The organism is Actinosynnema sp. NPDC059797 (genome assembly GCF_042732085.1).
In the GTDB taxonomy this organism is placed as follows: domain Bacteria; phylum Actinomycetota; class Actinomycetes; order Mycobacteriales; family Pseudonocardiaceae; genus Actinosynnema.
On the sequence record NZ_JBHWIE010000239.1, the window covers coordinates 1 to 10,986 of the forward strand.

Consider the following 10,986-nt stretch of genomic DNA (forward strand, 5'->3'; position numbering starts at 1 on the left):
GGGGTCCGCGGCCGCGCCGTAGGGCGGCCGGCCCGGTGGCTGCGGACCGGTGGCTGAGGCCCGGGGGCTGAGTATCGGGGGCTGAGGACCGGGACGGGGCGCCCCGACCGCCGTGCGGGGCGCCCCGGCCGTCACACCACCAGGCTGAGCAGCGCGGCCACCACGAAGCCCACCACCGACAGGATCGTCTCCAGCACGGTCCACGTCTGGAGCGTCTCCTTCACCGACAGGCCGAAGTACCGGGACACGATCCAGAACCCGCCGTCGTTGACGTGGGAGGCGATGATCGAGCCCGACGCGATGGCCATGACCACCAGCGCCAGTTGCGGCTGCGAGTAGCCCAGCCCCTCCACCACGGGCACCACGATGCCGGTCGTGGTCACGATCGCCACGGTCGCCGAGCCCTGCGCGATCCGCAGGCCGCAGCTGATCACGTACGCCAGCGCGATCACCGGCAGCCCCAGGTCGGACAGCGACGTGGCCAGCACCTTGCCCACGCCGGTCGCGGCGAGCACCGCGCCGAAGAACCCGCCCGCGCCGACCACCAGCAGGATCATCGCCACCGGCCGCAGCGACGCGCCGGACAGCTCGGTGACCTGCTCGCGCGTCATGCCGCGGCGGAAGCCGAGCAGCCAGAACGCCAGCAGCACCGCGATGGTCAGCGCCACGGCGGGCGTGCCGAAGAACGTGAACACGCCGTACAGCACGGAACCCTTGGCCAGCAGGATGCTGCCGAACGTGCCCGCCAGGATCAGCACCAGCGGCACCGCGATGATGCCCAGCACCAGCCCCAGCGGCGGCTCGCCCTTGGCCTGCTCCCCGCGCGCCTCCTCGGCGGCGGCCAGCATCTCCTCGGGCACCGGCACGTGCAGCCGCTTGCCCATCCACGCCGAGAACAGCACGCCGCCCACGAGCCACGACGGGATCGCCACGGCCAGCGCCATGATGATGATCCAGCCCAGCTCGACGCCCAGCATGCCCGCCGCGGCGACCGGCCCGGGGTGCGGCGGCATGAACGCGTGCATCACCGACAGGCCCGCCAGCAGCGGCATCGCGTAGAGCACGATCGACCGGCCGCTGCGCTTGGCGGCCACGTACACCAGCGGCGCGAGCACGAAGATGCCGATGTCGAAGAACACGGGCACGCCGAAGATCAGGCCGGCCAGGCCCATCGCCAGCGGCGCCCGCTTCTCGCCGAACGCGCGCAGCAGCGACCGGGTCAGCACCTCGGCCCCGCCGGACGCCTCCAGCACCGCGCCCAGCAGCGTGCCGAGGCCGATGATCGCCGCGACGTGCCCGAGGATGCCGCCGAAACCCTTCTCCAGCAAGGATTCCGACGCCTTCTGCGCCGACCCGACCAGGGTCTCCACCGGCACGCCGGCGGCCAGCGCCACCAGCAGGCCGGCGATGATCAGGGCGATGAAGGGCTCGACCTTCCACCTGATGATCATCGCCAGCAGGAGGGCGATGCTGAGCGCGGACAGCGTCAGCAGCCCTCCCGTCGAGTGCTGCAACCAGTCGATCACGCGTGGCTCCGGGGGTTTCGCAGGGACCTGCCGGGCAGGGCGTCGGTGCGCCCGCCCTCGTCGACCACGGGAACCCCGTTGACGACGACGTGGGTGATGCCCGCGGCGGCCTGCCGGGGCTCGTCGAAGGTCGCCGTGTCGGCGACGGTGTCCGGGTCGAACAGCACGAGGTCGGCGGCGTGGCCCTCGCGCACCAGGCCCCGGTCGGCCAGCCGCAGCCGGCGCGCGGCCCGCCCGGTCAGGTGGTGCACGCACTCCTCCAGGCCGAGCACGCCCAGCTCGCGCACGTACCGGCCGAGGTAGCGGGGGAAGGTGCCCCAGGCGCGGGGGTGCGGGCGGTCGCCGACCAGCAGCCCGTCGCTGCCGCCGGTGTGCCCGGGATGCCGCATGATCGCCCGGACGTTGTCCTCGTGACCCACGTGCATGAGGCACGAGGTACCCAGGCGCTCGGAGACCAACACGTCGAAGTACAGCTCGGCGGGCGGCCTCCCGGCGCGGCGCGCCGACTCGGCCACGGACAGGCCGACCAGGTGCGCGTTCTCCGCCCGCCGCACGCCGTTGACCTCGATCGCGTCCCAGTCCACCGGCACGCCGTGGCAGCCGTCGGAGCCGGTCTCCTCGATCTCCGCGCGGATCCGCTCCCGGGTCGCCGGGTCGCCGAGGCGCGCCAGCGTGGCCCCCGGGCCGCCCTCGCCCGCCCAGCTGGGCAGCAGCGCGGACAGGTAGGTCGCGCCCGGCAGGTACGGGTAGGTGTCCAGGGTGATGTCCGCGCCGGCCGCGGCCGCCTCGTCCAGCAGCGCCAGCAGCTCGCCCGCCCGGCCCCGGTTGACCTCGAAGTTCATCGTGGCGTGGGCCAGGTGCAGCGGGCAGCCGGAGTCCCGGGACACGCGCACCATCTCCGCGTACGCCTCCAGCGCGCCCGCGCCGTAGCTGCGGTGGTGCGGGCTGTAGAAGCCGCCCAGCTCGCCCACGACCCGGCACAGCTCGGTCAGCTCCGCGGCGTCGGCGTACATGCCGGGCGTGTAGGTCAGGCCGGAGGACATGCCCATCGCGCCCTCGCGCAACGACGTCGCCAGCACCTCGCGCATCCGGTCCAGCTCGGCCGGCGTGGCGGGCCGGTCGTCGTACCCCACGCACAGCACCCGCAGCGTGCCCTGGGGCACGAGGTAGGCGGCGTTGACCGCGATGCCCCGGTCCAGGCGGTCGAGGTACTCGCCGACCGAGCGCCAGTCCCAGTCGAACCCGGGCGGGTCGTCGTTCCACCCGGCGAGCTGGGCGCGCATCGCGGCCAGCACGTCGTCGTCGACGGGCGCGTAGGACAGCCCGTCCTGGCCGAGGACCTCCGTGGTCACGCCCTGGGTGACCTTGGCCAGGTGCTCCGGCTTCGCCAGCACCTGGATGTCGGAGTGCGAGTGCATGTCGATGAACCCGGGCGCGAGCACGCGGCCGTCGGCCTCGACCACCCGCTTCCCGCCGAGGTTCGCGCCGATCTCGGCGATCCGCCCGTCCCGCACGCCCACGTCCGCCTGGTAGGCGGGCGCGCCGGTGCCGTCCACGACCCGCGCGCCCCTGAAGACGATGTCCACGCCGCCGCCCTTCCCGAGCAGGAACTAGAAGTAGGTGCGCACCAGGTCCACCACGGTGGTGCCCTCGACCACCGGGATGAGCTGCCACTTGTCGAACACCGTGCACGGGTGGGACAGGCCCAGGCCCACCCAGTCGCCCACCTCGACGTCCTCGCCGGCGTGCAGCGCCAGGAACGCGTGCTGGTCGTTGAGCGCGGTGACCTCGGCGTGGAGGGGCCGCTCGACCCCGTCGCGGCCGCGCACCACCTGGGGCTCGGGCAGGCCCTCGTCGAACGACGCGTCGCGCTTGCCCAGCGTCAGCAGCGCCAGGTCCTCCTGCGGTCGAGAGGTGATCTGCGCCCACGCCCGCAGCGCGCTGCGGAACGGCTCCGCGCCGGGGGTGCGGCCCAGCGGCGAGATGCCGCGGTAGAAGCCGTCGTCGTGGGTGACGTACGCGCCGCTGCGCAGCACCGGCCGCACCGGGAAGGGCCACTCCCGGGTGATCTTCGCGGCCACCTGGTCGAAGTACGCGCTGCCGCCCGCGGTGACGATCGGTTCGTCCACTTCGAACAGCTCGGCGATCGAGACCGCCAGCGCGCGCAGGTCGTCCAGGTACATGTCCACGGCGGACAGCGACTCGACCGTGGCGTCGTGCGCCAGCGCGCCCTCGTACCCGCCGACGCCGGCCAGCCGCAGCGCCGGGCTCGCCCGCACCGCGCGGGCGACGGCCACGGCGGTGCCCTGGTCGCGGGCGCCGGTCCGGCCGCCGGGCGCGCCCAGCTCGACCAGCACGTCCACCGGCCGCCCCGGCGCGCCCAGCGCCTCGGTCATCCGGTCGACCGCCGCGACGGAGTCCACCCAGCAGGTGAACTCGAAGTCCGGGTCCGCCGCCAGTTCGCCCGCCAGCCACCGCAGCCCGGCCGGGTCGACGAGCTGGTTGGCCAGCAGCACCCGCCGCACCCCGAACGCCCGGTAGACGCGGAGCTGGCTGGTGTTGGCCGCGGTGATGCCCCACGCGCCGTGCGCCAACTGGCGCGCGAACAACTGCGGGGCCATGGTGGTCTTGCCGTGCGGCGCGAGCAGCACGCCGCGCTCGGCGCACCAGTTCGCCATGGTGACCAGGTTGTGCTCCAGCGCGGCGGCGTCCAGCACCACCAGGGGGCCGACGAACCCGTCGGCGAACAGGTCGAGGCGGCGGTCGGCCACCTCGCCGACCGTCGCGCCGAACACGTCGGCGGGCAGGCCCTTGAACCGCCAGTCCACCCGCTCCCGGCGGATGGCGGCCACAGCGTCGAGGTCCACGTGCTCGCTCCTCACGTTGCATGTGCTGCAACGGCTATTGCGCGATGTGATGCTGACGTGTGTAACATTCGCTCGCCGCCCCGTCAATCGAGCGTGACCGTCAGACCTTCAGGAGGAGCGCGGATGCGGTTCGAGCCAGCAGGGGGCGACCGCCCCGGCGGCGTGGTGTGCCTGGGCGAGACCATGGCGGTGCTGGTGCCCGCCGAGCCCGGCCCCCCGCGCGCGGTGGGCACGTGGCTGCGGGCCATCGGCGGCGCGGAGTCCAACGTGGCCGTCCACCTCGCCCGGCTGGGCGTGCGCAGCCGGTGGGTCGGCGCGGTCGGCGACGACGCGTTCGGCGGCGCCGTGCTCGACGCGGTGGGCGGCGCCGGCGTGGACGTCACCGCCGTGCGGGTCGACCCCGACCGGCCGACCGGCCTGTACGTCAAGGAGGCCGACGCGGCGGGCAGCCGCGTGCGGTACTACCGGCGCGGTTCGGCGGCCTCCGCGATGGGGCCGGAGGTGCTGGCCGGGCTGGACCTGGACGACGTGGCGCTGGTGCACGTCACCGGCATCACCGCGGCGCTGTCCGACAGCTGCCTGGCGCTGCTGCGGGCGGTGCTGGCCCGGCCGCGGGCGGCGCTCGTGTCGTTCGACCTGAACTGGCGGCCCGCGCTGTGGCGCGACCGGGACCCGTCCGTGCTGCGCGAGCTGGCCGACGCGGCCGACGTCGTGCTGGTCGGGTCCGACGAGGCGGAGGCCGTGTGGGGCACCGGCGACCCGGACGAGCTGCGGGCGCTGCTGCCGGACCCGGCGACGCTGGTGGTCAAGCACGGCGCGCGGGGCGCGACCGCGGTGGAGGGCGGCACGTCGACGTTCCAGGAGGGGCTGCGGGTGGAGGTGGTCGAGCCCGTCGGCGCGGGCGACGCGTTCGCCGCCGGGTACCTCGCCGCGCACCTGGCGGGCGAGGAACCCGCGCGCCGGTTGCGCGCCGGGCACCTCCAGGCCGCCGCCGCCCTGCTCACCAGGGAGGATGTCGGTGAACCGCTCCCGGCGAGCGTGACCGCGCCGCTGCTGGACGCGGACGCGCGCACCTGGGCCGCCGCACACCTGAGGAGACGTCGATGAGCCAGAGCCTGGACCGGGCGCTGACCCTGGTCGGCCAGTTGGCGACCGGGCCGAAGACGCTGGAGGAGCTGTCCGGCGTGATCGAGGTCCACAAGTCGACGGCGCTGAGGCTGCTGCGCACGCTGGAGTCCCACCGGTTCGTGCAGCGCGACGGCGTGCACCACTACCGGCTCGGCACCGCGCTGTTCGACCTGGCGAACCGGGCGCTGGAGGAGCGGGACGTGCGCCGCAGCGCCGAACCCGCGCTGCGCGAGCTGAACGCCCGCACCGGCTACACCCTCCACCTCGCGTCCTACGAGGACGGTGAGGTCATCTACATCGACAAGTACGACAGCACCCACCCGATGCGCATGTACTCCCGCATCGGCCGCCGCGCGCCGCTGCACTGCACCGCGGTGGCCAAGGTGCTGCTGTCCGACCTGCCCGAGCCGCGCCGCCGCGAGGTCGCCGCCGGCATCGACTACGTGCCGCTGACCGCGAACACCATCACCACGCCCGACGCCTACCTGGCCGAGCTGGAGCGCGTGCGCGCCGCCGGCTACGCCGTGGACAACGCCGAGCACGAGGACTTCATCCACTGCATCGCCGCACCCGTCCGCGGGTCGCGCGGCGAGGTCGTGGCGGCCGTGTCGATGTCCGTGCCCAAGGTGCTGCTGGACTTCGACGGCCTCCTCGGCCACCTGCCCGACCTGCTCGCGACCGCGCGGGCGGCGTCTGTCGAGTGCGGCTGGTCGCCGCGCGACTGAGAGAGGAAACGCATGTCCAAGGCCGAAATCCGGACCGACTCGGCGCCCACCCCGGTGGCCGCCTTCTCCCAGGGCGTCCGCAAGGGGAACGTCCTCCAGGTGGCGGGCCAGGTCGCGTTCGACCCGGCCGACGGCTCGATCGTCGGCACGACCGTGGCGGAGCAGACCGAGCAGGCGCTGCGCAACGTCGTCGCCGTGCTGGAGGCGGGCGGCGCCTCCCTCGCGGACGTGGTGATGCTGCGGGTCTACCTGACCGACACGGCGCACTTCGCCGAGATGAACGAGGCGTACGGCAAGGTCGTGACCGAGCAGCCGTTCCCGGCGCGCACCACGGTGTACGTGGGGCTGCCCGAGGGGCTGCTGGTCGAGATCGACGCGCTCGCGGTGGTCGACTAGCGGTCAGTGGGGCGGGGCGTTCGGGGGCAGCTTCGCGTGCTCCACGTTCGCCCCGCTCAGGTCCGCCCCGGTGAGCACCGCGCCGGTGAGGTCGGTGTGCCGCAGGTCGGCCCCGGTGAGGTCGGCGCCCGCGAGGCTCGCCCCGCTCAGGTCCGCCCAGGCCAGGTCCGCGCCCGCCAGCTCGGCCTCCGCCAGCTGCGCGCCCGCCAGCTTCGCCTCCACCAGCCGCGCGCCGACGAGCCGGGCGCCGCCCAGGTCCGCCTCGCGCAGGTCCGCGCCCTTCAGGTCGGCGGACTCCCACCCGGTGGTGCGCAGGCAGGCGCCCCGCAGGTCGGCCGTGCCGCCGATCCGCCGCCTGCTCAACCGGGCGAGCACCTCCGCCACCACCTCCGTGTCGCCACCGGGCTCGCACCGGCCCTCCGCGGACCGCGTCCGCAGGAACGCCGAGAGCACGTGGAACACGTGGTCGGACTCGCCGGGCTCCACCGCGATCCGCTCCAGCGACAGCGCGCCGCCGACGCGCACCTCGACCCGGTCCGACGCGAGCTGCCCGACCGCCTCGGCGTACCGGTCGCTCACGCGGTCCCGCGCCGTCAGCTCCACCTGGTCCCGGGTCGCCTGCAACGACACGCCGGCGAACACCAGCGCCGCCACCGTGCCCAGCGACGTGACCGTCGACACCCGCTCGGCCGTCGACATGCCCACCCAGCCCGTGGACCGCTCGCGCGGGCGGTCCCGGAAGCGCCTCGACGCCAACCACAGCGGCACGGCCGCGACCCCGCACCACACCGAGGCCACCGCGACGTCCCGCCCGAACCACGGCGACGGCGACAGGAAGTGGACCAGGTCGACCGTCAGCAGCGCCAACGACTTCGCCAGGAGCGGCACCACCGCGACGATCGACGTCGCGGTGGCCAGCGACAGCAGTCCCAGGCGCGCGAACCGCCTCCGCCGGGAGATCCGCGCTCTGCGCCGCGCCCTGGGGGACCAGTCCGGATTCGTCACGAGAGCAGGGTGCCGGCACCCCCACCGTCTCGAATGGGTGACATCGCGTACTTCTGCCGGTTGTTCTGCGTGGTGCCGGCACGCCGCCGGGCGGTTGACTTGCGGCACACCCGAGAGCACGGCACGGAAGGACCCGGCGATGGCGAGGAACGCATCACCGATCGGATGACCGCACCTCGGCGGCCCGGTCGCGAAATTCCCCAGCCGCGGCCGGGTCGCCCAGGGCGTCGTGCACGTCGGCGAGCGCGTCGAGCACCGCCGGGAGCCGCCGGTCGTGCTGGGTCTCGGCCAGCTCGACCGCGAGGGTCAGCTCGGACCTCGCCGCCGCGGGGTCGCCGAGCCGGTGCAGGGCGAGGCCGCGCAAGTGGTGCGCGCCGCACCGGGTTGGTGGGGCGGACGACGCTCCCAGCGCGTCGTCCGCCGCCGCCAGCACCTCGGGCCAGCGGCTGAGCCGCGCCAGGCTGTCCGCCTGCCGCACCAGCAGCGTGCCGGCCATCTCGATCGCCATCACCGGCGCCATGTCCAGCTCGCCGGACCGCACCCGGCCCAGCAGCTCCCGGTGCACCAGCACCGCGTCCTCGTAGCTCTCCAGCTCGTGCAGCACCAGGGCCAGGGACGACAGCGAGATGTGCTCGCCCAGCGGGTAACCGGCCCGCCGGAACAGCTCCTGCGCCCGCCGCGCCGAGACCCGGGCCTCCTCCAGCCTGCCGGACCGCAGCAGCGACACCGTCAGGTAGTGCACGGCCCAGCCCTGCTCCCGCAGGTCGCCCGCGGCCACCGCGGCGCGCCACGCCTCGTCGTGCAGCGCCAGCGCGTCGTCGTAGCGGCGCATCAGCACGGCCAGCGTCCACGTCAGGAAGTTCAGCTGCACGGCCTCGTCCCGCAGGCTGCCCAGCTCCCGCGCCGCGTCCACGCCCGCGGTGAACACCTCCTCCCACGTCTCGGCGCGCCCGCGCTGGTCGGAGTACCAGTGCATGGCGGTGGCCAGCCGCAGCACCTCCTCGTGCAGCCCCGCCGACCGCGCCCACCGCAGCGCGCCCAACCAGTTCGCCGCCTCGGCGGTGAGCCAGGCGTGGGCGTCGTCCTGGTCGCGCAGCGCGCCCGCCGGCGTGGTCCGCGCGTCCGGGCCGAAGAACCCGGCCGCCGCGGCCGCCGTGCCCAGCAGCCAGTCCACCACCCGCCGCCGGGTCTGGCCGACCACCGGCGCGGGCTCCTCGTCGACCAGCCGCTCGCCGGCGAAGACCCGGATCAGGTCGTGGAACACGTACCGGCCGGGCACCTCGGCGGTGTCCAGCAGGCTCATGTCGACCAGTTCCTCCAGGGTGTCCTCGGCGGCGAACCGGTCCACGTCGGCCAGCACCGCGGCCAGGTCCGGCCCGAAGTCCGCGCCGGGCACCAGCGACAGCCTGCGGAACAGCACCGCGGCCTTGTCGCTGAGCTGCCGGTAGGACATCTCGAACGCGGTGCGCACCCGCAGGTCGCCCGCCGTCAGCGCGGACAGCCTGCGCCGCTCGTCCACCAGTTGCCCGGCCAGGTGCCCGATCGTCCACTTCGGACGGCTGGCGAGCCGGTTGCCCGCGATGCGCAGCGCCAGCGGCAGGTGGCCGCACAGCTTCGCGACCCGCGCCGCGGCCACCGGTTCCGCGCCGACGCGCGCCTGGCCCGCGATCGAGCCGAGCAGCCGGAACGACGCCACCGGGTCCAGCACGTCCAGGCCGAGCCGGCTGCCCGCCTCCAGCCCGCCGAGCACCTGGCGGGAGGTCACCAGCACCACCGAGGAGCGGCCGGTCGCCAGCAGCGGGCGCACCTGGGCCTCGTCGGAGGCGTTGTCCAGCACCAGCAACGTGGACCGCTCGCGCATCAGCGCCCGGTACAGGTCGGACCGCTCGGCCTCGCTGCCCGGCACCTGCTTCTCGGCCACGCCGAGCGCGAGCAGCATCCGGTGCACCACCTCGGACGGGTGCAGCGGCCGCACGTCCATCCCGCGCAGGTTGAAGAAGAAGCACCCGTCCTCGAAGCGCGGCGCGAGCCGGTAGGCCGCGTGCACGGCCAGCGTCGTCTTGCCCGCGCCCGGCGGGCCGTGCACCACCACCAGGGACGTGGTGCGCGCCTGGTCGGCGACCTCGGCGAGGGCGGCCAGCTCCTCCTCGCGCCCGGTCAGGTCGGCGAGGTCGGGGGGCAGCGCGGACGGCGCGACGTTCGGCGGCCGGCGCACGCGGCCCTCCTTGGCCGCGGCGAGCAGCTCGCCCGTCTCGGTGGCGGACAACGCGAGCACCCCCGCCAGCGCCTCGACCGTGCGGCGTTGCGGCCCCTTCGCCCGGCCGCGCTCCATGTCGCTGATCGCCCGGACGCTGACCCCGGAACCCTCCGCCAGCTCCTCCTGGGTCAGCTTCACCCGCAACCTGTGCGCTCGCAGCAAGTCACCGAACGTCGTCCCCACACCACGACATTAATCGCCCGGCGGACCACCACCGTCCTGTGGCCTCGCCAACAGCACGTCCGGGCAACCAGTTGGCCCGTCCGCCCGTGTCGACCTGTCGCGGCGCCCGTCCGGGCGGTATGGGGGTGCCCGACCGGAGGACTCGCGATGTCCGACCGGAGGACTCGCGGTGCCTGACCGGAGGACGCGCCGGTGGGGTGGACCGGGCTGGTAAGACGTTGCGCATGAAGTGGTACGCGGACCAACCCGCCCGGCTGGCGCGGCAGGTGGTGGCCGACGCGGTCGCCGTGGCGTGGGTGTGGTTCTGGGTGGTGGTGGCGCTGGCGGCGGGTGACGCGGTCCGCGAGCTGCGCGCGCCGGGCGACCGGCTGGCGGACGCCGGCCGGGACCTGAGCGACACCTTCGGCGAGGCCGCGGCCAACGCGCGCGACGTGCCGCTGGTCGGCGGCCGGCTGGGCGAGGCGCTGGACCGGGGTCGCGACGCCGGCGGCACGCTGACCGACGCGGGCGCCAACCAGGTCGAGGCGGTCGAGACCGGCGCGCTGTGGCTCACCGTCTCGCTGATCGTCGTGCCGGTGGCGTTCCTGCTGGTCACGTGGCTCCCGCTGCGCCTGCGGTTCGCCCGGCGGGCGGCGGCGCTGCGGCGGCTGCGCGACCAGGGCCGGACCGACCTGCTGGCCCTGCGCGCGTTGAACGACCTGTCGCCCGCGGACCTGGCGGCGTTCCCGGTCGACCCGGCGCAGGGGTGGCGCCGCCAGGACCCCGAGGTCGTCGAGGCCCTGGCGGGTCGCCTGCTCCGGGCGGGCGGCGTCCGTCCCTGATCAGCCGCCCGCCACCGGCGGACCGGCGGCCGGCTCAGCCGGTGTCACCCCCGGCTGAGCCGGTGTCACCCCCGCTTC

Annotated in this window: 9 protein-coding genes; 4 read left to right on the plus strand and 5 right to left on the minus strand. The window is 74.8% G+C overall.

Annotated elements, in window-relative coordinates:
- Positions 1–131: 131 nt before the first annotated feature.
- The 3 genes from ACFV4N_RS32410 to ACFV4N_RS32420 are packed head-to-tail and all read right to left on the minus strand — an operon-like array spanning position 132 to position 4,393.
- Entirely contained in the window at positions 132–1,526 is a 1,395-nt protein-coding gene (locus ACFV4N_RS32410; protein ID WP_499676449.1) for a GntP family permease, read from the minus strand.
- Positions 1,523–3,112, minus strand: coding sequence for an N-acyl-D-amino-acid deacylase family protein (locus ACFV4N_RS32415; RefSeq protein ID WP_499676450.1), 1,590 nt, complete (start codon positions 3,110–3,112; stop codon positions 1,523–1,525). The genes ACFV4N_RS32410 and ACFV4N_RS32415 overlap by 4 nt, the downstream gene beginning before the upstream one ends.
- Positions 3,113–3,136: 24 nt before the next feature.
- Complete coding sequence (locus tag ACFV4N_RS32420; RefSeq protein WP_499676451.1) at positions 3,137–4,393, minus strand: amino acid deaminase; 1,257 nt, start codon at positions 4,391–4,393, stop codon at positions 3,137–3,139.
- Between the two features lie 123 nt (positions 4,394–4,516).
- Here ACFV4N_RS32420 and ACFV4N_RS32425 point away from each other — a divergent pair, with 123 nt between their 5' ends.
- From ACFV4N_RS32425 to ACFV4N_RS32435, 3 genes are read left to right on the plus strand one after another with little or no spacing between them, the layout of a single operon-like run.
- On the plus strand, positions 4,517–5,500 hold the full coding sequence (locus ACFV4N_RS32425; protein ID WP_499676452.1) for a sugar kinase: 984 nt from the start codon (positions 4,517–4,519) through the stop codon (positions 5,498–5,500).
- Positions 5,497–6,246 carry an IclR family transcriptional regulator gene (locus ACFV4N_RS32430; RefSeq protein WP_499676453.1) on the plus strand — a complete coding sequence of 250 codons (750 nt, stop codon included), beginning with the start codon at positions 5,497–5,499 and terminating at the stop codon, positions 6,244–6,246. The genes ACFV4N_RS32425 and ACFV4N_RS32430 overlap by 4 nt, the downstream gene beginning before the upstream one ends.
- Positions 6,247–6,258: 12 nt before the next feature.
- Positions 6,259–6,642 (plus strand): RidA family protein, encoded by a 384-nt coding sequence (locus ACFV4N_RS32435; protein ID WP_499676454.1) that lies wholly within the window; start codon positions 6,259–6,261, stop codon positions 6,640–6,642.
- Positions 6,643–6,645: 3 nt separating this feature from the next.
- Here ACFV4N_RS32435 and ACFV4N_RS32440 read toward each other — a convergent pair whose 3' ends face one another.
- Both ACFV4N_RS32440 and ACFV4N_RS32445 read right to left on the minus strand, forming a co-directional pair.
- Positions 6,646–7,647: a pentapeptide repeat-containing protein gene (locus tag ACFV4N_RS32440; protein ID WP_499676455.1), complete on the minus strand. Its 1,002-nt coding sequence runs from the start codon at positions 7,645–7,647 to the stop codon at positions 6,646–6,648.
- A 154-nt stretch (positions 7,648–7,801) separates the two neighbouring features.
- Positions 7,802–10,066 (minus strand): ATP-binding protein, encoded by a 2,265-nt coding sequence (locus ACFV4N_RS32445; protein WP_499676456.1) that lies wholly within the window; start codon positions 10,064–10,066, stop codon positions 7,802–7,804.
- A gap of 245 nt (positions 10,067–10,311) precedes the next feature.
- On the opposite strand from ACFV4N_RS32445, the gene ACFV4N_RS32450 reads away from it, so the two are divergent.
- Positions 10,312–10,908, plus strand: a complete 597-nt coding sequence (locus tag ACFV4N_RS32450) for a hypothetical protein (RefSeq protein WP_499676457.1) — start codon at positions 10,312–10,314, stop codon at positions 10,906–10,908.
- The last annotated feature ends 78 nt before the right edge of the window (positions 10,909–10,986 follow it).

Bases quoted from the DNA above. Each gene is read 5' to 3' on its own strand.
- ACFV4N_RS32450 (WP_499676457.1), top strand. From the start codon at position 10,312: ATGAAGTGGTACGCGGACCAACCCGCCCGGCTGGCGCGGCAGGTGGTG.
- ACFV4N_RS32430 (WP_499676453.1), top strand. From the start codon at position 5,497: ATGAGCCAGAGCCTGGACCGGGCGCTGACCCTGGTCGGCCAGTTGGCG.
- ACFV4N_RS32425 (WP_499676452.1), top strand. From the start codon at position 4,517: ATGCGGTTCGAGCCAGCAGGGGGCGACCGCCCCGGCGGCGTGGTGTGC.
- ACFV4N_RS32435 (WP_499676454.1), top strand. From the start codon at position 6,259: ATGTCCAAGGCCGAAATCCGGACCGACTCGGCGCCCACCCCGGTGGCC.